The sequence below is a fragment of the Pseudarthrobacter albicanus genome, assembly GCF_018224015.1.
GTDB lineage: Bacteria > Actinomycetota > Actinomycetes > Actinomycetales > Micrococcaceae > Arthrobacter > Arthrobacter albicanus.
On the sequence record NZ_JAGPOT010000033.1, the window covers coordinates 1 to 22,168 of the forward strand.

At 64.0% G+C, this 22,168-nt stretch carries 19 protein-coding genes; 14 read left to right on the forward strand and 5 right to left on the reverse strand.

What is annotated here, in order from left to right:
- The coding region (locus J9611_RS09255; protein WP_211879527.1) for a hypothetical protein at nt 1–204 on the forward strand (204 nt) is incomplete at its 5' end.
- 1,075 nt (nt 205–1,279) lie between these two features.
- On the opposite strand, the gene J9611_RS09260 is transcribed toward J9611_RS09255, so the two are convergent.
- Nucleotides 1,280–2,668 (reverse strand): O-antigen ligase family protein, encoded by a 1,389-nt coding sequence (locus J9611_RS09260; RefSeq protein ID WP_211879528.1) that lies wholly within the window; start codon nt 2,666–2,668, stop codon nt 1,280–1,282.
- Nucleotides 2,669–2,842: 174 nt separating this feature from the next.
- Entirely contained in the window at nt 2,843–4,408 is a 1,566-nt protein-coding gene (locus tag J9611_RS09265; protein ID WP_211879530.1) for a tyrosine-protein kinase domain-containing protein, read from the reverse strand.
- Between the two features lie 740 nt (nt 4,409–5,148).
- Here J9611_RS09265 and J9611_RS09270 point away from each other — a divergent pair.
- Complete coding sequence (locus J9611_RS09270; RefSeq protein ID WP_211879617.1) at nt 5,149–5,979, forward strand: IS5 family transposase; 831 nt, start codon at nt 5,149–5,151, stop codon at nt 5,977–5,979.
- 184 nt (nt 5,980–6,163) lie between these two features.
- Here the strand turns inward: J9611_RS09270 and J9611_RS09275 are convergent, their stop codons facing one another.
- Complete coding sequence (locus J9611_RS09275; RefSeq protein ID WP_211879532.1) at nt 6,164–6,628, reverse strand: Lrp/AsnC family transcriptional regulator; 465 nt, start codon at nt 6,626–6,628, stop codon at nt 6,164–6,166.
- A gap of 159 nt (nt 6,629–6,787) precedes the next feature.
- Here J9611_RS09275 and pdhA point away from each other — a divergent pair, with 159 nt between their 5' ends.
- From pdhA to J9611_RS09290, 3 genes are read left to right on the forward strand one after another with little or no spacing between them, the layout of a single operon-like run.
- The gene (pdhA, locus tag J9611_RS09280; protein ID WP_211879534.1) at nt 6,788–8,041 is read left to right on the forward strand and encodes a pyruvate dehydrogenase (acetyl-transferring) E1 component subunit alpha; all 1,254 of its coding nucleotides are present in this window, start codon (nt 6,788–6,790) and stop codon (nt 8,039–8,041) included.
- Nucleotides 8,038–9,123 (forward strand): alpha-ketoacid dehydrogenase subunit beta, encoded by a 1,086-nt coding sequence (locus J9611_RS09285; RefSeq protein WP_211879536.1) that lies wholly within the window; start codon nt 8,038–8,040, stop codon nt 9,121–9,123. Before pdhA ends, J9611_RS09285 begins: the two co-directional genes overlap by 4 nt.
- A gap of 2 nt (nt 9,124–9,125) precedes the next feature.
- Nucleotides 9,126–10,586, forward strand: a complete 1,461-nt coding sequence (locus J9611_RS09290; protein ID WP_211879538.1) for a dihydrolipoamide acetyltransferase family protein — start codon at nt 9,126–9,128, stop codon at nt 10,584–10,586.
- A 67-nt stretch (nt 10,587–10,653) separates the two neighbouring features.
- Here J9611_RS09290 and J9611_RS09295 read toward each other — a convergent pair whose 3' ends face one another.
- The gene (locus tag J9611_RS09295; RefSeq protein WP_211879539.1) at nt 10,654–11,196 is read right to left on the reverse strand and encodes a hypothetical protein; all 543 of its coding nucleotides are present in this window, start codon (nt 11,194–11,196) and stop codon (nt 10,654–10,656) included.
- Between the two features lie 356 nt (nt 11,197–11,552).
- On the opposite strand from J9611_RS09295, the gene J9611_RS09300 reads away from it, so the two are divergent.
- Nucleotides 11,553–12,668 carry an acyltransferase family protein gene (locus J9611_RS09300; protein WP_211879541.1) on the forward strand — a complete coding sequence of 372 codons (1,116 nt, stop codon included), beginning with the start codon at nt 11,553–11,555 and terminating at the stop codon, nt 12,666–12,668.
- A 78-nt stretch (nt 12,669–12,746) separates the two neighbouring features.
- Here J9611_RS09300 and J9611_RS09305 read toward each other — a convergent pair whose 3' ends face one another.
- Nucleotides 12,747–14,075, reverse strand: coding sequence for an RNA-guided endonuclease InsQ/TnpB family protein (locus J9611_RS09305; RefSeq protein WP_246527596.1), 1,329 nt, complete (start codon nt 14,073–14,075; stop codon nt 12,747–12,749).
- Between J9611_RS09305 and tnpA the strand changes: the two genes are divergently transcribed.
- From tnpA to J9611_RS09345, 8 genes are all read left to right on the forward strand, one after another.
- A complete protein-coding gene (gene tnpA / locus J9611_RS09310) occupies nt 14,022–14,438 on the forward strand; it encodes an IS200/IS605 family transposase (protein ID WP_211879545.1) in 417 nt (138 codons plus the stop codon). The two genes, J9611_RS09305 and tnpA, sit on opposite strands and share 54 nt — an antisense overlap.
- 271 nt (nt 14,439–14,709) lie before the next feature.
- Entirely contained in the window at nt 14,710–15,876 is a 1,167-nt protein-coding gene (locus J9611_RS09315; protein ID WP_211879547.1) for an acyltransferase family protein, read from the forward strand.
- 365 nt (nt 15,877–16,241) lie between these two features.
- Complete coding sequence (locus tag J9611_RS09320) at nt 16,242–17,057, forward strand: MBL fold metallo-hydrolase (RefSeq protein WP_211879549.1); 816 nt, start codon at nt 16,242–16,244, stop codon at nt 17,055–17,057.
- Between the two features lie 113 nt (nt 17,058–17,170).
- Nucleotides 17,171–17,314, forward strand: coding sequence for a hypothetical protein (locus J9611_RS09325; protein WP_211879551.1), 144 nt, complete (start codon nt 17,171–17,173; stop codon nt 17,312–17,314).
- Between the two features lie 245 nt (nt 17,315–17,559).
- Entirely contained in the window at nt 17,560–18,771 is a 1,212-nt protein-coding gene (locus J9611_RS09330) for a MinD/ParA family ATP-binding protein (RefSeq protein ID WP_211879553.1), read from the forward strand.
- Between the two features lie 9 nt (nt 18,772–18,780).
- Nucleotides 18,781–19,515, forward strand: coding sequence for a GAF and ANTAR domain-containing protein (locus J9611_RS09335; RefSeq protein WP_211879555.1), 735 nt, complete (start codon nt 18,781–18,783; stop codon nt 19,513–19,515).
- Between the two features lie 160 nt (nt 19,516–19,675).
- Nucleotides 19,676–20,665, forward strand: a complete 990-nt coding sequence (locus tag J9611_RS09340) for a glycosyltransferase family 2 protein (RefSeq protein WP_211879557.1) — start codon at nt 19,676–19,678, stop codon at nt 20,663–20,665.
- A 181-nt stretch (nt 20,666–20,846) separates the two neighbouring features.
- Nucleotides 20,847–22,061 (forward strand): MFS transporter, encoded by a 1,215-nt coding sequence (locus J9611_RS09345; protein ID WP_211879559.1) that lies wholly within the window; start codon nt 20,847–20,849, stop codon nt 22,059–22,061.
- Nucleotides 22,062–22,168: the final 107 nt, after the last annotated feature.

The following is a 22,168-nucleotide window of genomic DNA, read 5'->3' on the forward strand; positions in this document are numbered from 1 at the left end:
CACACCCTACTAAGGACCGCACTGGCATCAAGCGGCGACATTGACCCGACCGTCCCCGGCTTCCTGACGGTCACCCTGGACCCGATGCCCACCAAGACCAAAACCAAAGCCCTCGCCGAGCTCTGCGAACACCTCACCCAAACCAAAACCCGCTACCCAGGAACCGACCTCATCCTGCACTACAGAATGAAGAAAAACCCCTAAAACCCCACACCCAGGATCTCGCCATATCCAGAGTCCTGGGACCTGGAAAACCCTCACCACCGGGCAGATGTATGAGCTCCGCGACCTCGAGGGGCAGCCGGTCACCAAACGGGCCGCGAAAGAGCTTATCGCGTCCCGCTGTTACCGCGCACGTTATTTGACGACGGGTCGGTCACGTTGTCTGACGATGGAGCCCTCTTCTTCGGTCCTTCGCGTCGCACGGTTTGACGATCGAGGCGTGAGCAATGATCGCGTCAGCATGACGATGAGCTACCCGCCTTCCTGCTGCGCGTCGAGCTGTGTGCTCGTGGGCCGCCGGAGGGTCTTCCAGGCCGTGGTGCGCCCGACGCCGCCACGCCCCTGTGTGGTCAGCGCTGTGAACGCGCGGCCAGGGGCTCCTGGCTGGCCCAGGCCATGCGCGGTGGCCCGTCGGCGCCGGCGGAACTCTACCGTGGCGCATCCGAGCGATTCACACGGGATTTGAGCGCGTCAACGTGCCGACGGAGCCGCCCGACTTGGGCTGGACAGCACGCGCCACCTTGACGATGCACGTTGGCACCGACGATGACGCCTACGTCGTCAAATAACGTGCGCGGTAACACCCGCTATACCGTTACGCCCAAACAGCGCACCCAGTCCCGGTCCCACACGATCGAAGCGAAACGGGCACGCCTGACACGGTAGCTATGAATTCTTACCGATACCGTTTGGCGACGAGCCGCGGGCATCCCCGCTCTCCGCCCCCTTCCACCACGCCGGGGCGACAGCGGGGCCCCCGGCGTTGGGCCCTATCCCGGACGGACAACACTGACCGCCACTGCAGAGGATCGGTGACGGTGCACTCAGCCTGCCTGCCGTCCAGAGCCAAAAAAGGCTTGACAAGCGTTAGGGGCTTGACACTGGGAACCGCCCCGGGCCACCGGGTGATCTCAATCTCTGCGCAATCCCCAAATCCATGATTTGGAGGGGAATTGCCTGGCCTGATTCTTAGCGCTCTTTTGGCCGGAAACCGGCCACCAAATCGGCAGGATTTCCTGGATGAAACGGCCTACAGATAGTCGATCACACACACCGGCTAACGAAACACCCGAAACACCCCACACCCCCGGCTCCCATCACCTAATTTTCGTGTCAGGAGTTCCCCTCCCTTAAAGGCACCCGACCCGGGGCGTGTCGGCGCCCATCCGCCGAGCATGCTCCACGACTCTGCATCAGCCCTGGAGATGAGTGCTCCTGACTCATGAAAGTCCGACGAGCCGCCGGTTTTGTGAGTCCGTGATTGACCCTGAACGAATATCAAGAGAAGAACGCCGGGCAGCAGATACAAACGCCCGGGCGCAGCGGTGACTTCCAGGGTCGAACTGGCCAACCACGCGGTGGTCAGAACGACGGTTAGTCCTTGCACTTCGGGGTGACTACTGCGAATAAGCCAAAGTACCGACATCGTCAGGAGAGCGGTTCCCACGAATCCGGATGAAATCAGCAATTCCCAAAGAAGATTGTGTGTTGCGTAGTTTGAGTCCACATAGCTTGTCCGTTCTTGCCGCACCCAAAAAGAGGGGCCATATCCAAAAAGGGGGCTGCTCAGGAACTGTTCCTTCGCCACAATCCACAGATTTGCCCTTCCTGTGAAGTCGTCGGGCCGCCACGGGTAAGTGCCTACTACCGTCACGAGAGCTGCAGCCCCGATACCGGTTACCTTGACCGCATGGCTTTTCTTTGAAGATCGTGTCAGGCGCCAGGTGTGAGCCGCTAGTACGGTAACGGCCCAAGCTATCATGGCTGATCTGCCGCTTGTTGCGTCGACCAGGGCCGCTGAGGCGATCGTCGACAGGGCTGCTGTAATCGCGTTCCTGGCGAGTATGATCGATATCCCGGCGACAAAGGCAAGATAAACCCCGAAGGCGTTACCGGAACCAAACGCGCCAATCGAAAGACCCCAAATTGAACATTTGTCACCACGGCATGGGCCAATAACCTGCCCCGGCAATATCATGATATAGAGGGACAGTACTATGAGCGTGACACGGACCGCATCGCGCAGCCCTGTATAGAGAGGCTCAGTTGAATAACCTAGTCGTGGAACAACGATAGCCGGGCCAAGTATGGCCAGCGACATCAATGGCATGACGAACGAGTGTTCAACTATTGCAAAGGCGCCCATTGGCACGAAAACTCCAAAAAGAAGCAATCCAGGAGGGCGAACGATAGCGCCATTTGCGAGATTTACGATTGTAACGAATATTCCTGCGGCAATCAACGGCGAGAACCGGATCAGAAGGAGGGCATCCCCTCCCACACTAGAAGTAATCCCCAAGAACATCGCAATGCCTGAAAATCCAAACATGGCAAAGGCCATGACATATTCGGGCTTTTTCCACATGACCGAAGTGTGATTGACATTCATTGGCAGTGCAATCCAAGTAATGGCAGCCCCGAGAAATACTATGTTCGTGAGGTTCATGAGATTTCATTCTGGGCGATTTATGGTCCCTAGGGATTCCTGGGAGAGGTCCGAATGGCACTTAGAGGTCCTGTGCGTCGGAGGTGCCCACGTTAGTGCGCGCACCTCCAGGAAGCAGTATCTCGGCAGGCTTTGTGTAGATATCATTTTCGCCGAGGTGGAATATCCTATCATCTAATGCTGGCGGTCCCCAAGAATGTGTGGGCTTTGAATACTGGCGACTCCATCCTCAGTCCGGTCAAATCTATCAGAGGGAAATACGCTTGGATTTCTCCGTTCTGCACTGCTAATGTTGTCGTCGAAGAATGCGGCCTGCCCGGTTGAAGAAAGAGCGGTGTCAGAGCGTGACTGGTTGCGTTTAGGGTCGGACCGTGACGTGTTGTTACGGCTATCAACATTTCTGTAGTAGCTGTAGGAATAGGCGTCGGGGCCTCTAGTAGGAAGCCTATTCAGGATGATGCCCAGTATATTTGAACCAACCATGTTGAGAGCGCTGAGGGATTTCTCCAGGTCCTGATGCCTGAGCTTTTGGGAGCCGACGATTATGACCACGCCCCCGACGTGCTGGGAAAGGACAGCGGCATCGGTTACTGGAAGAAGCGGAGGTGCATCTATTACGATTGAATCGAATACAAGCTCGAGTCTTGAGATAAGGTCTTTCATTTCTTCCGAACCAAGCAGTTCGCTTGGGTTAGGTGGGATTTGTCCGGCAGTGAGGACATAAAGGTTGTCCTCGCCCCAGGGCTGCAAAAGGTCGTTTACGTCTGCGGTGCCGACTAATGCAGTCGTAAGTCCAGCGCTGCGATCGAGGCCCAAGTATTCATTAATCATCGGGCGGCGAAGGTCGGCATCGATTAGGCACACGTTTTGACCAGCTTGGGCCAATGCAATTGCCAAATTTGCTGCAGTTGTGCTCTTTCCCTCGCCGGGAAGAGAGGACGTTACAAGGACCGACTTGGCTTGTCCAGAAACGTTGGCGAATTGCAAGTTTGTGCGCAGTTGCCTAAAGGATTCAGCTCGCGGACTCTGATGTGCTGACTGCGTCAACAGGGGCTTCCGCGTGGCGTCCTGATCGAAGGAGATGCCGCCCAGGAGCGGGATATTGGTAACACGTCGCAGATCTGCTTCGCCCCGAATTTTGTTATCCAGTGTCATTCTGAGTATGGATGCTGCCACCCCTAATGCAAGTCCAACGAATAATCCCAGCAGCAGATTCAGTCTGGTGTTTGGGGCCGAGGGCGCCGTCGGTGCTTCAGCGGGTTTGATGATTGACAGACCGACGGGGGACGTCCCTCCTGCTTTGGGGCGTTCTAACTTGTCGACGGCCGCGATCAAGCCGCCTGCCACGGCCTGCGCTATGGCTGCCGCCTGTACTGGAGAGCTGTCTCTAACGGAGATCGTAATGAGAACAGTGTTGGTGTCACTACTGGCTGTTACATTGTGGGCAAGTTCCGCGGCGGTGATGTTCAGACCAAGTGAGTCGATGGCCGGTTGAAGTACGACGGGCGAGCCGACCGTCTTTACATAGGACTGGACGCGCGCCTGGCTGAAGGTATTGCCTTGCTGGAGTTCACTCACTGAACCCGATCCCTGAATTGCCACAAAGAGTTGTGTCTCTGCCGTGTACGACGGCTTAGATAGCATCGATACGGCAGCGCCGACAAGAAGACCTGTCAAAGCAACGGCGACGATCAATATCCAGTTACGGCGAAGAATGCGTAGGTAGTCGCGTAAGTCCAACCTTTGTCCCCCTGTTTCGAATGCCCGAGTGTTGCCGTTTGGCTGGCCGCCACAACGGCAGCTATCGTTCGGTCAGCCCAATCATACCGGCCACGAGTAACCAAACATCCCATGACGAAACAGGATGAGTGGTCACGCCGGTCCATAACTCCGTCTAAGGCTGCAGTGCCCGACACGACAGGCATAGGTGTCGTCGAGGGAAGGCGACTCTGGAGACCGCAGGCAGCTCGTCGGACAGGCCTGCAACGATGCGGGTCTGGTCTGGCGGGCACGGAGCGGGTTCAGATCGATGGTCTGCACAAATGACCGGCCCGCGTGCGCCGGTTCGTGTCATAGAGTCGACGTTTGTCGACCAGCACACTCAAGAGCCCTCAGCCACACGGGACATCCCTGAGAAGTTGGACTGAGAGGCCTGAGGAAGACGGTATGCCATAGTCAGGGCCGTCACCTTCCCATCTTGACCGGTTCCACGAGCACGGTTCGGCCGACGCCCTGCACTTGGCGGAGAGCACTGCATGGCCGTCCACATTGAAAAGATATCGACGAAACATCGTGCGTCTAAGGGCCTGTTCCTAAACTCCGGGGGCGACCGGCCGGCAGCGCGGAGCGGTTGTTAAAAGAGGCGGAACTCCTGTAAGCCGGTGAGTGTCTAGATCGCCAGGAGTTGCAGGAGTTCCTTCGTGTTAGTTTGCCGTACCCGGGATGAAACCGCCAACGGGGCACCGGAGCAGTGCTGCCGGCTGGCCCCGTTCCACGCGGGAGTGCCGCGGCGGGAGCGCCGGTATCCGACGGACATCACGGACGCGCAGTGGGGGCTGATCGATGCGCTGCTGCCGGACCCGGGATTCATCAAGGGGGCCGGCGGCCGCCCGGAGGCACGCAGCCGCAGGCAGATCGTGGACGCGATCCTCTACATGGTGGACAACGGGATCAAGTGGCGGGCGATGCCGGCGGACTTCCCGCCGCACTCCACCGTGTTCAAGTACTTCACCCGCTGGGAGGCCGCCGGGGCCACCGGGACGATTCTGGATACCCTCCGGGGCCGGGTGCGTCTGGCCGAGGGCCGCAACGCCGCCCCGACCGCGGCGGTTATCGACTCGGCCTCTGTCCGCGGGGCCGAGACCGTCGGGGCAGCAAGCCGCGGGTATGACGCGGGGAAGAAGGTCAACGGCAGGAAGCGCCACATCGCCGTGGACACCATGGGCCTGCTGCTGTGCGTGCTGGTCACCGGGGCGGGGGTCCAGGACCGCGACGGGGCCACGCCCCTGCTCGAACAGCTCGCCGCCTCCTTCCGTCGGATCCGCCTGGTCTGGGCCGACGGCGGGTACGCCGGCAAACTCGTGATCTGGGCCGCTCAGACCCTGGACCTGGCCGTGACCATCGTGAAGCGATCAGATAAGAAAGGCTTCCATGTCCTGCCCCGGCGCTGGGTCGTCGAACGCACTCTGGCCTGGATCGCGCGGCACCGCCGCTGCGTCCGGGACTACGAACGGCTGCCGGCTCACCATGAGGCCATGGTCCGCTGGTCAATGACCAGAATCACCGCCAAACGCCTGGCCAACCGGGTTTAGGAACAGGCACTAAGTAATCTGCAAATGAAGCTCGTCGTCCTCAGTTGTAGATACCTTTAGAATATCAATGCTGGCCGGCAACGAGGCCGTCCATTTTAAGGGCACCGCGGTATAAGTTGACGAGCCCTTTTGGCTCCGGAGCGAGTCTGTTCCAGACCCAAGCTCCAAATGCGTCGAACATCGTCTACCGCGTATCGACATCCTCAAACACCAGGAACGTCTGCGTGTCCAGCACCCCGGGCATGGACTGCAGCTGGTCGAAGATCACCCGGCGCAGGTCGATGTTGTCCACGGCTCGCACCAGCAGGATGACGTCGAAGTCTCCGCCCACCAGGGCGATGTGATGCACCTCGGGGATGGCGCGCAGCAGCTCCCGAAGCTCCCGCCAGGAATGCTGCCGCACCTTCAGCGTCACGTAGGCGGAGGACTTGAGTCCGGCCTTGATCGGGTCCACCAGCACCGTGAACTTGGTCAGGACACCCTCGCCGGTCAGCCGGGCGATCCGCGTGTAGGCATGCGCCCGCGAGATGTGGACGTTCTCCGCCACCTGCGTGACGGACATCCGGCCATCCCGGGTCAGCTCGGCGATGATGTTCCGGTCCACGTCATCCAGCGGCACGGCCCCCTGCTCTGACTCAGCGTCTGCCATTCGTCTACAACTCCCGCAGGTAAGCCAGCTCACACTGACAATTCGTCTTCCAGAATAGGTCAGATCTCTATACTTCTCCACGGTTCCTGGGAGGGCTGGATACGAATCATCGTCCGGCGCCATACTTGGAAAGAATAGTGGCTACAGAAGGACAGACCAATGACGATCTCCGCAGACCACACTGCGCACTCGGAGGCAGGCGCCGCAGCGCCGGAAGACGCACCGGAGCAGGCAACGGAAAACGCCGCCAGCGAGGCCGTGCGCAAGTTCGGCATCACGGCGGAGGATTACATGCTGCCGGCCCGCCACCAGATCGGGATGGTGGGCCCGGACGGGATCCTGACCCCCCACACCGAGCAGGGCACCCAGCCCGGCCACGAGTACAGCCTCCCGGGCGATGAGGAACTCCTGGCCGCCTACGAGCAGCTCGTCATCGGACGCCGCGTCAATGACCAGAACTCCGCCCTGGTCCGGCAGGGCCGCATGGCCGTCTACCCCTCCAGTCACGGCCAAGAGGCCTGCCAGGTCGCCGCCGCGCTGTGCCTGTCCGACGGCGACTGGCTGTTCCCCACCTACCGCGACTCCGTGGCCGTGATGGCCCGTGGCGTGGACCCCGTCCAGACGATGACGCTCTTCCGCGGCGACTGGCACAGCGGCTACGACCCCGCCGGGCACAAGGTGGGCATCCAGTGCACGCCGCTGACCACCCAGCTGCTCCACGCCGTCGGGGTCGCCCACGCCGCCAAGCTGCGCGGCGAGGACACCGTGGTCCTGGCCATGTGCGGCGACGGCGCAACGAGCGAGGGCGACTTCCACGAGGCCCTGAACTTCGCCGCCGTCTTCCACCTGCCCGTGGTCTTCTTCGTCCAGAACAACCAGTACGCCATCTCCGTGCCGCTCGCGCACCAGTCCGTCGCGCCGTCGCTCGCCCACAAGGCCGTGGGCTACGGCATGGCCGGCGAACGCGTGGACGGCAACGACGTCGTCGCCCTGCTCGCCGTGCTGGACCGGGCCGTCACGCTCGCCCGCGCCGGCTCCGGCCCGCTGCTCGTGGAGGCCCACACCTACCGCATGCAGGCGCACACCAACGCCGACGACGCCACCCGCTACCGCCAGGACAGCGAGGTCGCCCAGTGGCTGGCCAAGGATCCGCTGAGCCGGATTAAGACGTACCTGACGGACCGCGGACTGCTCGACGACGACAACGCCGCCCGGATCGCAGACAAGGCCGAAGCGGTCGCCACGCAGCTGCGGGAGGGCCTCGGCGAGGACGTCCCGGTGGACCCCCAGGACCTCTTCAAGTACGTCTTCTCCGCCCCCACCCCGCAGTTGAAGGAACAGTCCGCCATGCTCGCCGATGAACTCGCCCGCGACGCCGCCGGCACATCCACCGCCACGGAGGCCGCGAAATGAGCCCCACCGATGTCAGTGCCGCCACCGCCAGCGCGGCCGCGCAGGCCGCAACTGCGGCCGAGCAGGCCGGGCCGCAGACCATCACCCTGGCCAAGGCCCTGAACACCGCGATGGCCGACGCCATGCACGCGGACCCCTCCGTCCTGGTGTTCGGCGAGGACGTCGGCCTGCTTGGCGGGGTCTTCCGGATCACCGACGGGCTCACCAGGACCTTCGGGGAGAACCGCTGCTTCGACACCCCGCTGGCCGAATCCGGCATTGTCGGCATGGCGGTGGGCATGGCAATGAACGGGATGCGCCCGGTCATCGAGATGCAGTTCGACGCCTTCGCCTACCCGGCGTTCGAGCAGATCGTCAGCCACGTCGCCAAGATGCACAACCGCACCCGGGGCGCCGTGAAACTGCCGATGGTGATCCGCGTGCCGTACGCCGGCGGGATCGGGGGAGTGGAGCACCACTGCGATTCTTCCGAGTCCTACTACGCCCACACCGCCGGCCTGAAGGTCTTCACCCCGGCCACCGTGGCGGACGGCTACCGGATGCTCCGCGAGGCCATCGACTCCGACGACCCCGTGATGTTCATGGAGCCGAAGAAGCTCTACTGGTCCAAGGACCAGGTGGACCTGGACGCGCTGCGGGACGAGCACGCCGCCAACACCGAGCGCGGCACTTCTTCGGAGGGACACGCCGCCGTCGCCCGCCCCGGCACCGACGCCACGCTGATCGCCTACGGACCCTCCGTCCCGACGGCGCTCGCGGCCGCCGCCGCAGCCGCCGAGGAAGGGCGCTCGCTGGAGGTGATCGACGTCCGCTCGATCGTGCCGTTCGACGACGAGACGGTCTGCGCCTCGGTCCGTAAGACCGGCCGTGCCGTGGTCATCGCCGAGGCGCACGGCTTCGCCTCCGTCTCCTCCGAGATCGTGGCCCGGGTGCAGGAACGCTGCTTCCACTACCTCGCCGCGCCGATCCGTCGCGTCACCGGCTTCGACGTGCCGTACCCGGCGCCGAAACTCGAGCACTACTATCTGCCCGGCGTGGACCGCATCCTCGACGCCGTTGACGACCTCCAGTGGGAAGACTGACTATGAGCGAAACGAAAGTATTCCTCCTCCCGGACCTCGGCGAGGGCCTCACCGAAGCCGAACTGGTGAACTGGCTGGTGGCCGTGGGCGATGAAATCCGCGTGGACCAGCCGATCGCCGAGGTCGAGACCGCCAAGTCCATGGTGGAAGTGCCCTCCCCGTACGCCGGCACCGTCACAGAGCTGCATGGGGAACCCGGACAGACGCTCGACGTGGGCAAACCGCTGATCTCGGTGACGCCCCTCGGGTCCATGGTTCAGCCTGCCGAGACTGCCGTGTCCCCGTCCGCCCCGGTTGAGTCTGCTGCCGCCGTTACCGCCGAGACGTACCGCGAGGAAGAGAAAGCCGGATCCGGAAACGTCCTCATTGGTTACGGGACCCCGGGCGGGCAGGGAGTTGCTCGCCGCACCCGGGCTCCGAAGCATCCGGCGGTCGGATCTGTCGAGACCCAGGGAGCCGAAACCCAGATTTCTGCGGCCGAGAAGGCTGCCGATGAGCTGTTGCTGCTGCGCACCCGGGTGCCGGGCAAGCTCGGTGCCGTGATTTCTCCGCTCGTCCGGCGGATGGCGCGCGATCATGGGGTTGATCTGGGCGGACTCCACGGGTCAGGGGCAAGCGGGATGATCATGCGGCGCGACGTGGAAGCCGTTATTACGCCGAGCCCGGTGCCTGAGCCTGTCGAGGCCCCGCGCCCGCTGGCTCGACCCGCCGAATCCGGTGGCAACACGGACGCGCGCACCGGGCTGGGCATAACGGGCCGGACCCCCGTCCGCGGCGTGCGGAAGGCCGTTGCCGCAAACATGACGCGCAGCCGTTCCGAGATCCCGGAAGCCACGGTGTGGGTGGACGTGGATGCCACAGCGCTGGTCGAGATGCGAATCGCGCTGAAGAAGTCGGACCCGGACAACACTCCCGGGCTGCTGGCGTTCATCGCCCGCTTTGTCATCGCGGGGCTGAAGAAGTTCCCTGAACTCAATACCCGGATTGTCACCACCGAGGACACCGTGGGCGGGGCGATTCAGGAGATCGTGGCCTTCGACGGCGTCAACCTCGGCTTCGCGGCCCAGACCGACCGCGGACTCATGGTGCCCTCGGTGCGCAACGCCGACAAGCTCAGTGCCCGTGAACTGGACGCGGAGATCCGGCGGCTCACCGCCGTCGTCCGTGGGGGGAAGGCGACCCCGGCGGAACTGGGCAGCGGCACCTTCACGCTGAACAACTACGGGGTGTTCGGGGTGGACGGCTCCGCCGCGATCATCAACCACCCCGAGGTAGGGATCCTCGGCGTCGGGCGGATCATCGACAAACCCTGGGTGGTCAACGGCGAACTCGCCGTCCGCAAGGTGACCGAGCTGACGCTCACCTTCGACCACCGCGTCTGCGACGGCGGAACGGCTGGCGGCTTCCTGCGCTACGTTGCCGACGCGATCGAGAATCCGGGGTCCGTGCTGGCTGACATGTAAGGCTGATTAGCTTGGCCTCGTTCTGGTGATCCATGGCCCCGCTCCCCGGGCTGGGGGCGGGGCTATTTCACTTGGGGACTTCGAACAGGGATTCCATCTCAAGCTTTTTGACCGTTGGCGACGGCTCCACCGGTGCCAGATCGCTCTTCCAGACGTCCAATCCGGCGATCTTATCGATGGCTTGTTGAACCTTGCGCTGGACGATTCGTCCTCGCTGGCCGCCGAGCTGGCGGCGCTGTACTGTTCTGATCCTGTGGCAGTTGGCACAAACGACGTCGCACTTCGCGACTTCTGAGATAAATGCTTCCCACGACCCGGAGGCCATGAGGTTTGAAACGTCCGTCGTCTTGTGTTCATCGGGACGGTGGTCAAACTCCAAGACATCAGGAACTAGGCCGCAATCGGCGCATCCGTTCTCGCGCTTGACGACCTCGATGTAGTCCTGACGTGGTTTACGGCGCTCGAAGTAGGCCTTCTGATTGCAGTCCCTACACGGCAATTTAGTCTGTTTCTTGCGGCGAATAGTGGCTCGTGCTTCGGCTTCCACATAGAACTCTGTGATGGGTTGCTTCACTTTGCAACGGTGGCAGATGCGGGTCACAATGGACATATCATCGCTCCTTAATAGCGGTGGTCACGGCCCCGAACTGTTAGCGCAGTTGCGGGGCTTTCTGATGCTCCCATTGTCCGATGCACCCCTGACAATCCATGAGGGCACACTGGGCAACTGGGCACGGAACCGGGGAGATCCGGCGGCTCACCGCCGTCGCCCGCGACGGCAAAGCGACCCCGGCGGATCTGGGTCGCGGGACCTTCCCCCTGAACAAGTACGGGGCGTTCGGGATGGAAAGTTCCGCCAATCACCCGAAGCAGGACCTTGATTTCCCGACGTAATCCATTTTTTCAGGAGCGTCCGCGTGCCATAGGCTTGCCCTTATGCAACTTGGGGTTCCCCACGCTGCGGGCGTGCAATCAATCAAGCTTCACTCCCTGACCGGCCTGCGGTTTTTCGCCGCGCTGCTGGTGGTCGTCCACCACACGTTCCGGGATCTCGTGGACGTTCCAGGCGTCTCGGACATGGTCTGGTTGGGGACGGTGGGAGTGAGTTTCTTCTTCGCCTTGTCCGGCTTCGTCCTGACATGGTCACTTCGCCCTGCGGACACCAAGCGCGCCTTTTACCGCCGGCGTTTCGCCCGCGTCTATCCTTTACACTTCCTGACCCTGCTGCTGGCGGTCCCGTTTTTCCTGTTTGAGGGGAAGGGGATTGACGCCGGGCAGCTGGTGGCCGCCGGCGGGCTGCTGCAGGCCTGGATTCCTGACAGCAACGTCTACTTCGGCATGAACGCGCCCAGCTGGTCGCTCTCCTGCGAGGCACTGTTCTACGCGGCCTTCCCGTTCCTGGCCGCGCGCTTGGCCTGTCTGGGCCGCCCGGGCCTGTGGAAGTCGCTGGCGGCTGTCCTCAGCTTGTCGCTGGTCATTGCCGGCACCGTGACCATGGCGCTGACGCCGGGGGATGAAGCCCGGTTCTGGGTGTACATCTTCCCGCCGTTCCGCATCCTGGAGTTCATCGCCGGTTGCCTCCTGGCACTGTTGGTCAAGTCCGGGTGGCGAAGCCCGGTTCCGCTTCCTGTTGCGGCCCTGTCCGCCGTCGTCGCCTATGCGCTGCTTACGGCAGGCAACCGTGCAGGGCACCCTCTGGGCAACGGCGTGGAAGACGCCGTCATTCTGCCGTTCATGCTGCTCGTGATTGCGTCGGCGGCGACGGCGAACATCTCCGGCAAGGGGAGGTTCCTGTCGCACCCGTGGGTGGTCCGGCTTGGCGAGTGGTCGTTCGCCCTCTACCTCACCCACTGGCTGCTCCTGGAGTTGATGGTCCATCTTGACCCCGGGTCCAAGGCCAGGTCCGTGCCCCTCCAGCTGCTCGAGGGCGGTACCTTCGTGCTGGTTGCTGTTGCGGTGTCAGCCGCCGCCTTTACCTGGTTTGAGAAGCCACTCGAGAAACGGCTCCGAGGCCGCCGGCCCCGGCCTGCAAGGGTTGAGGCGGAAGAAAAGGCTAGTGCGTCCCCCAGCAGGGTGGGTTAGCCGGTCTTATTCGACGTGCTCCGACCCGCTTTGGGAAGGTCCAGTTGACATCCTCCCCCTCCTGAAGGAGGGGGATTCCTACGCATCCTCACCGATCAGGGTGGGGTCTGTTCGGTGGGTTCTTGCTTCTACCCCGGTAGCGCACGCGAGCGTGCGTCTTACATCAGGTCCACAAGCGTTTAGGCTCTCCACCAGCCCGGTGGCGAGCATGATGTTCACTGCTGCGTTGTAGTCGCGGTCCAGGACAGTCCCGCAGTCCCCGCAGGTCCAGACACGGACTGACAGGGGCTTCTTGCCATCCTTGACGCCGCAGACGGAGCACACCTGGCTGGTGGGCTCCCATTGCGAGATGACGCGAATTTCCCGCCCGTATTGGGCAGCTTTCTCTTTCAGGAGGGTCACAAGGGTGGCCCATCCTGCGTCGTGAATGGATTTCGCCATGCGGGTGCGGGCGAGGCCTTTCACGTTGAGTCCTTCGACGGCGACCGTTTGGTTTTCGCGGACGAGTCGGAGGGCAAGTTTGTGGTGGTGATCGAGCCTGGTGTTGCGCACCGTGGAGTGCAGTTTCGCGACATTGAGGCGGGCTTTGCGCCGGTTCGCTGAGTCCTTTTTCTTCCGGGACAGACTTCGTTGGGCGGCAGCAAGCCTGCGTTCGGTCGCCCTGAGGTGCCGCGGGTTGTCGACCACCTCCCGGGCCCCGTCATTGCTGGCGATATGCGCGAGATGGGTGAGTCCAACGTCGACCCCAGCGACGCGCGGCGACTCCGGCAGCGGCGTCTCGGCCACATCGACAACAAAAGACACCTGATAGGTCCCGTCAGCCTGCCGGATAACGCTCACGCTCGACGGCTTCGACGGCAGATCCCGCGAGAGGGCGAACCGGACCCTGCCGACTTTCGGGAGGGTCGCGAACCCGACGCCGTGGGAGGTTTGCTCAACTTTGAAACCGGCGTTTTTGGTGAACCTGGCGGCCTGCCGGTTGTCGCGCCGGGACTTGAATCGCGGGCGCCCGATCTTGGCACCCTTTCGTTTCTTCTTCAGGGAGTCGAAGAAGTTCCGGTAGGCGCGGTCGGCGTCCGCGAGGGACTGCTGAAGCGGGACGCTGGACACTTCAGTCAGCCATGCCCGTTCCGGGGTGCGCTTTGCATCCGTCAGGAGTTTCTTGGACAGCTCACCAGATGTCGGGAACGGCAGGCCCTGCTCGTGCGCTTGCGACCGGGCCGCCAGCACGTCATTGAAGACGACACGGCAGGACCCGAACAGGCGCGCAAGCGCCCGCTCCTGACCTTTCGAGGGGTAGGCCCTGTAGGCATACCTTTTCTTCAACGACACACTCACACTATAGTTGGTGTCATGGAGAAAAACAATGATATTCGCCAAGGCAGGCATGCCGTTTGGGACTGCCATGCGCACTTGGTGTTCCTTACAAAATACCGCCGCGGAGCTTTCACCGACGAGATCCTCACGGACTGTGAAAGCATCATGCGGCAGGTGTGTGAGGACTTCGGTTGCACCCTGGTCGAGTTCAACGGGGAAGACGATCACGTGCACCTGTTGATCAATTTCCCGGCGACGGCACAACTCTCGAAGCTGGTCAACTCCTTGAAGGGCGTCTCGTCCAGGCTCCTGAGGCAGAAGCACTCGGGCCATCTGAGCAAGTACCTCTGGGACGGGCACCTCTGGTCCCGCTCGTACTACTGCGGCACTGCTGGCGGCGCCCCGCTGAGTGTCCTTGCCGACTACGTCCGTTCACAAAGGCGCCCAGGGTAAGCCCCGCAATTCACCTCCACCCTGAAGGGTGGAGCACTCTTGCGCCTACAGGTAGACCGTGTACGGGTGGAGCATGGGAGACTGCAGCAGGTACGAGAGTGGCATCACCTCCCGACGGTGGCGGCCCTATGTCAAGTACGGGGCACTGATCGCGCTGGCCGGCATAACCGCCTGCGTCGCCTTTTTAGCCGTGACAAAGTAAGCGGCACATCCGGTCGTTTGGACCACTAAGATTGGCTTCGCACTATCAGGTCTGAATAATGGGGGAAACATGCGGGCTTCGGACGCGCCGATTCACGACGGCACCAAACTACCGGCGCTGACGGGCCTCCGTTTCCTCGCCGCTGCAGCCGTGATCGTCTGCCACTTCAACCAACGAGGGACGATTTCAGTCCCGTTAGAGTTGACAGATTTCCTGGACGACGGCCGGACGGCCGTAGCGCTTTTCTTCGTCCTATCCGGGTTCATCCTGACCTACAACTACTCCAACATGGCCGGGGTAAGCGAGCGCGTGAAGTTCTACGCCAGCCGAATAGCGCGTATCTACCCCGTCACCATCCTCGCCCTGCTGCTCGCTGCTGGTGGCGTCGGCTACGCCGTTATCAACCGCGACGCCGGCGTGCTGACCGATTGGTACGCGTTGGAGGATGCGAACATCTTCACCGTCGGCGGCAGCTTGCTTGCTCAACTCACGATGACCACGGGGTGGTTTCCGACGGCTTCGATCAACCAGCCATGGAACGCTCCGGCATGGAGCATCGCGTGTGAGATGTTCTTCTACGCGCTGTTCCCGTTTCTGATTGTCAGGATGCGCCGCCTGTCCCCGGCACGGATCGCTATTATCCTCGAAGGGTGCTTCGCCCTCCAGTGTTTCATCATTTGGGCGGCCCGAACATTCGCGCCGATTGACCAGAAGGGGTTCCTGGTCTATCAATTCCCGGTGACGCACCTGTTTGAATTCCTTGCCGGCATCACCGCGGGACTCATATTCCTGCGCGGCGGCCGAGAATGGATCGGGCAAGGCGCCAGGCGTAATCTCCTGCTGGCCGGATCTCTTGTTCCGCTAGCGGCGCTGGCCTATCTGCGGCCAGTCAACCCGGCATACCTACTCATGAGCCCACTTTTTGCCGTTCTCATCCTTACACTGGCGGTCGCGCCGGCCCGCCGCCCCAGCTGGCTTGCCTGGCGTCCACTTGTCGTATTGGGCGAAGCGAGCTTTTCGCTGTACATGATCCACGTGCCGCTGCGCGACATCTACACCATGGCCCAACCCACAGTGCCGATCGGCTGGTGTCTCCTGGCTGCCACAATTGTGATCAGCGTGCTGGTATTCAAATACTTCGAGACCCCGGCCCGCTACCGGTTCCGGGCGGCAATCCTGCAGCGATGGCAGAAAGCACCTGCAACACTGGTTGGAACCCAGAAGGCCGCTGATTAGCGAAATCGCACCGGCCCTCGGAGCCCGGGGCCATAAGTGGCAATAAGCGCCGCGCTGGTCTATCTCTGGACGCCTACGTGCAACGCGGACAAGCTCAGCGCCTGTGACCGAGCCGCGGAGTTCCGCCGGCTTACCGCCGTCGTCCGCTACGGAAAGGCGACCGCGGAACTGGGACATCCGCGTCCGGCGCGGAGCGCCTTACCCCTCCGCGAAGCGCCGCGTATCCGTGCATCGGGCGTGCCCGGCTCAGGCCCCCATGGCGAGGTTGCCCCCGTCCGCGGCACGTCTTCAGGGTCCTGCCAGCCCACACGGGTAGAATCGAGGCCTGAACATGGCAAGCACCAGCGCCGGAATACGGAGATTTAATGTCACGATGGCTCGAGGTCGGTCCGGACAACTACGTACTGACTACCCAGGGATCCCTGCTCAACACCGGCCTGGTGGTCGGCACCGAACGCGCCATGGTGATCGACACCGGCGGCGGCCCGCGGCAGGGACGCGAGATCCTCGATGCGGTGCGTGAAAAGACCGCGTTGCCGCTCGTCGTCGTCAACACCCACGCCCACTACGACCACTTCTTCGGCAACGCCGTCTTCGCCGATGCCGGCGTCACGGAGTTCTGGGCGCACGAGAACTGCGCCGCGGAAATCGAGGGAAACGGTGACGCCCAGCGCCGGCTCGTGGGGTCCGGGGAGCCGGAAATGGCGGCAGGCGACGGCCAGAACGTCGAGCTGGTGGTGCCGAACGCGATCGTGAAGGACCAGCCGGTCCTGGTGGACCTCGGCGGCCAGACGGTCACGCTGTTTTACCTGGGCCGCGGCCATACCGACGGCGACCTCCTGGTGGGGACCGGCACCACCCTGTACGCGGGGGACCTCGTGGAGCAGGGCTCCTACCCGTCGTTCGAGGATTCCTACCCCGAGGAATGGGCGGACGCCCTCCGGCACATCTCCGCGCTGCGGCACCGGTACGAATTCCTGATTCCCGGCCACGGGCAGCCGTTCGGCGACCAGCTCGTGAAAACCATGGCGAACACCATGTCCACCGCGGTGCGGCAGGCGATCCAGGCCACCCGGGAAACCCCCGACGACGCCACCAAGGCGATCCCGATCCTCCCGTACGGGCCGGAACAGTCCCGCTGGTTCATCAAGCGGCTGCAGGAGACCCGGGCCCAGCACTGAGGCTTCTCCGGGCCTGGGCGCACGTGGCGGCCGCCGTCGAATCCTGGAAGCGATCTTCGAAATATTCGTATGACTTGCACCAATCCCAAGGTTGTGCCTATACGATCGTCGGCATGGGGACAGATACGGGCAGGTACTACGCCAGGGATGCAAAGCGCGAGTTCCGGAGACGGCGTCTTCAGGCGCTGGCCTACGTGGGGCTGGCCGCGCTCGCGGCGGTGACGGTCGTCGTCGTCGTGCTCGCGCTGCAGCGGTGAGCCGCTGACCTCCTCCGGCCGCGCCGGACCTGCTGGTCCGCCGGCTGCGCTGCCTGCCCCTAGACTTGGTCCTTGGACCTATTCATACGAGCGCCGCACCCGTCTGCGCTGTGAGTCCTAGGGGAACACATATGCCGGAACCGGTGGACACCACTTCTACTGACGCTGCCGTGGGGGCAGAGCAACCCGATCTCCGGCGCCGGCGTTACCGCCGCGGCGACGGCTCCGACGCCTGGACAGGAACCATGCCAATCATCACGCCCGACGACGTCGACACCCGCCCGCCCGGTCCGGTCCGCAGCGGCTCCTGGGCCGAGGCCGCCGCGGCCGCGGATGCTGCCGCCGACCTCACTGCCCCAGAGGGCGCTTCCGCAGAGGGTGCTTCCGCGGAGGGTGCTTCGGCAGCGGCGGTTCCGCCGCTTCCGCCGCGTGCTGCGGCGCCCGCCGCACCCGAAACGGCACCCGCGGTCCCGGCCCGCCCCAGCCGTTCCACCCGCTCCGCCGGCCGGGCAGCGGCGCAGGCCGCACCGGGCACGGACTTCACCAGCTCACCGGGCTTCGTCCGGGCGCAGAAGCCCCGGCCGAAAGGCGGCTTCCGCGGCGCGCTCTTCGCCATGACCGGCGGCGGGATCAACCTGGGCCCGAGCGCCCGGCAGCGCGCGGAGGACGAACTCGCCAAGCGCATCTCCCGCCAGCTCCAGGGCAGCTACAACACCGCCATCCTGAGCCTCAAGGGCGGCATCGGCAAGACCTCCACCACAGTCGGCGTCGGACTGACCCTGGCCGAATACCGCGGGGATCCGCCCTGCGCGATCGACGCCAACCCGGACTCCGGGGACCTCGTGGAGCGAGCCCTCGGGGAGGGGCTCTACCAGCAGCAGAGCCCGCGCACCATCACGGACCTGCTCCAGAACATCGAGCAGGTCGATTCCCTCACCGAGCTGGCCCGGTACATGCACCACGCCGGCCGGCTGCACCTGATCGCCGGCGAACAGGACCCCGAGGTCTCCGACTCGCTGACCGCCGAGGAATACCTGCGGATCCGCAAACTCGTCTCCGGCTACTACTCGGTGGCCCTGACCGACTGCGGCACCGGCGTCACGCACAACGCCATGAGCGGCATCCTGCAGTCCGCGGACAACCTCATCATCGCGGCAGGCTACGCCGTCAGCGGCGCCAAACGCGCCCGCGCCACACTGCACTGGCTTGCCGGCCACGGCTACGAGGAGCTTGCCCGCAACGCGATCGTGGTCATCACCGACAAGGACGAGGTCTCCTCGCGGGTGGACAAGGACGCGATCGAGGACCACCTCTCCGGCATCTGCCGCCAGCTGATCGCCGTTCCCCATGACCGCGGCGTGGCCGACGGCGACCTGGTCACCCTGGACGTGCTCCGCCCCGAAACGCGGCGCGCCTACAAGGAGATCGCCGCCGCGATCGTGGACGGGTACGTCTAAGCTTTAGGGATGGCCAACTATGCCGGGGATGAAGCCGCCCGCCAGCTTCAGGACCTCATCATGGGTACCGGGAACGTCGAGGATTTCCTTGACCGCCTCGCGGAATTCTCGGCGGCCACGCTCACCGAATCTGTCGGGGTGAAGATCGAATGCGGCGTGACGCTCCAGCGCCGCAAGCGGACCATGACCGTGGCGGGGAGCAGTCCGAGGGCGGTTGTCCTGGACCGGATTGAGCAAAGCCTCGGCGATGGGCCCTGCCTGGAGGCGCTGCGGATCAAATCCGTGGTCCTGCTCGCCGATGTGGACACTGACCGCCGCTGGCCGGACTACCAGCGGCAGCTCGCGGCCAACGGATGCCGCAGCACCTTGGGCGTCCCCCTCGAAATCGGTGACGATGCGGCCGCTGTGCTGAACTTCTTTGCCTCCGGACACGGGGTCTTCACCGAGGCGGTGGTGCGGGAGGCTGTCGGGTTCGCCGATCTCGCGGGCCGGGCCCTGCGCCTGGCCGTCCGGATCGGCACCGCCCAGTCCCGCGCCGAGGACCTGAAGGCCGCCATGGAGCACCGCACGTCCATCGATCTTGCCTGCGGGGTCATCATGGGCCAGAACCGCTGCTCCCAGGAGGAGGCCATGGCCATCCTCACCAAGGTCTCCAGCAACCGGAACCAGAAGCTCAGGGACGTCGCCGCCGAACTCCTCCGCAACCTGCCGGGCGGGGACGTCCGCACCCACTTCGACGCCTGACACGGGCCCCTTCGACGCCTGGTTCGCCCCAAGTGACTCGCATTTGTTGCCGTTCTGGGGCCTCAGAAGCGGCCAAGGAGCAGCGCTGGCTCGACTCGCGGAGCTTCGCATTCATTCGTAAACTTGCCCCGGTCCGGACTCTCGTTGGGAAAATAATCAAATGACAACTGACCAATTGCCTTCCGTGGCGATCATCATGCGGACCAGGAACCGGGCGGTCCTGCTTGACCGCGCCGTTCGTGACGTGCTCGCACAAACCTTCACGAACTGGATGCTGGTGGTAGTCAACGACGGCGGAAACGCCTCGGAGGTCGACTCCGTGATCGAGCGTCACCGGCGGCACCTCGACGGCCGGGTCCGGATCCTCAACCATCAAGTCAGCCGCGGAATGGAAGCGGCTTCAAACGCGGGCATCGCGGGGAGCGAATCCGAATTCATCGCCATCCACGACGACGACGACACCTGGCATCCCGACTTCCTGCAGCGAACCGTCGACCATTTGCGCACGGCCGACGATGCTGGCGTGGGCGTGCGGACGGAAATCGTCTATGAGCGCCTCGAGGAAGACCTGATCCAGGAGGTCAGCCGGGAAATATTCGAACCCGAGGTCCGCGCCATCACCCTCTTCGATACGCTGCGCTCCAACCGGTGCGTCCCGATTTCGCTGCTCTACCGCCGTTCGGTCCACGACTCCGTGGGCTACTACGACGAGGATTTGGACGTCGTGGGCGACTGGGAGTTCCAGCTCCGGATGCTGCAGGGCCACCACCTCGGATTCATCGACGGGGCGCCCCTGGCATTTTGGCACCAGCGCAGGGAAGCTACCGGGGACCTCGGCAACAGCGTCATCGCCTCCGACTTCGCGCACCTCAACTTCGACCGCACCGTACGGGAAAAATACCTAAGGAATTATGCCGCGGAGGTCGGTCTCGGCGGCCTGCTGTACCTCACCAAGCACCAAGACGCGGAGATAGAGCACTTCCACCGCCGCCAGACGTACTCTGAGGGTCTCCTCCGGGAGCTCATCGAGCGCTCCGCACGGACTGAGGAGAGGCTCAGGTCCCTCGAGGAATCGATCAGCGATGCAAGCCTGGTCAGTTTTCTCCGTCGGCGCTACCGCAGGGCCAAAGACCGCCTTAGAAGGAAGTAGCTCGACGCTGGCAGAACCTTCGGATGGGCGACGCGAGGGGTGTTCATCCAGGCGGCATCACCCCCGCCCCGGCTCCGGCTCCGGCCCCGCCTGGTTCGCCCCAAGTAACTCGCAGTTGTTGCCGTTTTGAGGGCTCAGAACGGCAACAACTGCGAGTTACTTGGGCCCTAGGATGAAGGGGATGACCACCACACGCCCCGCACCTTTCAGTCTCCGCAGCATCGCCCTCCCTGCCTTCGGGCCGCCCCTGCTTTTCGCCATCGGGGAGGGCGCGGTCCTGCCGGTGGTGGCCCTGTCCGCCCGGGACCTGGGCGCCTCGGTACCACTTGCCGCCCTGATCGTCACCCTGATCGGCCTCGGCTCGTGGTTCTTCAACCTGCCGGCCTCCCTCATCACCATGACGTTCGGTGAGCGCTGGGCGATCGTGGGCGCCGCCGTCGCAAGCGCGCTGGCGCTGGCGGCGGCGGCGGTGGCCCCGCTGCTCCCGGCGGGGCTGTGGCTGCTGGCGGCGGCGATGGTCGTCGTCGGGATGGCCGCGAGCGTCTTCGCGCTGGCCCGGCAGAAGTACCTGACCGAGGCGGTGCCGGTGGTCTTCCGGGCGCGGGCCCTGTCCACGCTCGGGGGAGTGACCAGGATCGGGATCTTCATCGGCCCCTTCATCGGCGCGGGGGTGATGCAGTTCGCCGGGATCACCGGCGCGTACTGGGTGGGGGTGGTGGCCATGGCCGCCGCCGCGGGCCTGGCCGTCACCATCCCGGACCTCGTGGCGGAACCGGCCCCGGCCGGCGGCGCGCCGGTGCGGCAGGCCACGCTGCGCGGCGTCGCGGTGTCCCATGCCGGGGTGTTCCTGAGCGTGGGGGTGGGCGTGCTGCTGCTCAGCGCCCTGCGGGCCTCCCGGCAGGTGGTCATCCCGCTCTGGGCCGACCACCTGGGCCTGGACGCCACGCAGGCCTCGCTCATCTACGGCATTTCCGGTGCCATCGACATGCTGGTCTTCTACCCGGCCGGCAAGCTGATGGACCGCAAGGGCAGGCAATGGGTGGCGGTGCCGTCCACGCTCATCATGGGCACGGCCCTGCTGCTGATTCCGCTCAGCACCGGGTTCGTGACCCTGATGCTGGCGGCGCTCCTGATCGGCTTCGGCAACGGCATCAGCTCCGGCCTGAACATGACGCTCGGGGCCGACTTCTCGCCCGATAACGGCCGCGGCCAGTTCCTGGGGATCTGGCGGTTCATGGCCGACGCCGGCGCCACCGGCGGTCCCGTGCTGCTCTCGGGCGTGACCGCCGCGGCCTCGCTCGGCGCCGGGGTGGGCGCGACGGGGGTGCTCGGCTTCGCCGCCGCGGCCGTCTTCGGCGTCACCATTCCCCGCCTCAGGCACCGCCGGAACTACTGAGCCGGGCCGGGGCCGGCCAGTGCACCTCCGGCCCGGTTTCTCACCCAACTGGGTCGCAGTTGTTGCCGTTTTGAGCGCCCAAAACGGCAACTAATGCGAGTTAGTTG

What these genes read in the sequence shown, in the direction of transcription:
- J9611_RS09260 (WP_211879528.1), bottom strand. Translation starts at nt 2,668, where the DNA reads ATGAACCTCACGAACATAGTATTTCTCGGGGCTGCCATTACTTGGATT.
- J9611_RS09275 (WP_211879532.1), bottom strand. Translation starts at nt 6,628, where the DNA reads ATGGCAGACGCTGAGTCAGAGCAGGGGGCCGTGCCGCTGGATGACGTG.
- pdhA (WP_211879534.1), top strand. Translation starts at nt 6,788, where the DNA reads ATGACGATCTCCGCAGACCACACTGCGCACTCGGAGGCAGGCGCCGCA.
- J9611_RS09285 (WP_211879536.1), top strand. Translation starts at nt 8,038, where the DNA reads ATGAGCCCCACCGATGTCAGTGCCGCCACCGCCAGCGCGGCCGCGCAG.
- J9611_RS09290 (WP_211879538.1), top strand. Translation starts at nt 9,126, where the DNA reads ATGAGCGAAACGAAAGTATTCCTCCTCCCGGACCTCGGCGAGGGCCTC.
- J9611_RS09295 (WP_211879539.1), bottom strand. Translation starts at nt 11,196, where the DNA reads ATGTCCATTGTGACCCGCATCTGCCACCGTTGCAAAGTGAAGCAACCC.
- tnpA (WP_211879545.1), top strand. Translation starts at nt 14,022, where the DNA reads ATGGAGAAAAACAATGATATTCGCCAAGGCAGGCATGCCGTTTGGGAC.
- J9611_RS09305 (WP_246527596.1), bottom strand. Translation starts at nt 14,075, where the DNA reads ATGGCAGTCCCAAACGGCATGCCTGCCTTGGCGAATATCATTGTTTTT.
- J9611_RS09315 (WP_211879547.1), top strand. Translation starts at nt 14,710, where the DNA reads ATGCGGGCTTCGGACGCGCCGATTCACGACGGCACCAAACTACCGGCG.
- J9611_RS09320 (WP_211879549.1), top strand. Translation starts at nt 16,242, where the DNA reads ATGTCACGATGGCTCGAGGTCGGTCCGGACAACTACGTACTGACTACC.
- J9611_RS09325 (WP_211879551.1), top strand. Translation starts at nt 17,171, where the DNA reads ATGGGGACAGATACGGGCAGGTACTACGCCAGGGATGCAAAGCGCGAG.
- J9611_RS09330 (WP_211879553.1), top strand. Translation starts at nt 17,560, where the DNA reads ATGCCAATCATCACGCCCGACGACGTCGACACCCGCCCGCCCGGTCCG.
- J9611_RS09335 (WP_211879555.1), top strand. Translation starts at nt 18,781, where the DNA reads ATGGCCAACTATGCCGGGGATGAAGCCGCCCGCCAGCTTCAGGACCTC.
- J9611_RS09340 (WP_211879557.1), top strand. Translation starts at nt 19,676, where the DNA reads ATGACAACTGACCAATTGCCTTCCGTGGCGATCATCATGCGGACCAGG.
- J9611_RS09345 (WP_211879559.1), top strand. Translation starts at nt 20,847, where the DNA reads ATGACCACCACACGCCCCGCACCTTTCAGTCTCCGCAGCATCGCCCTC.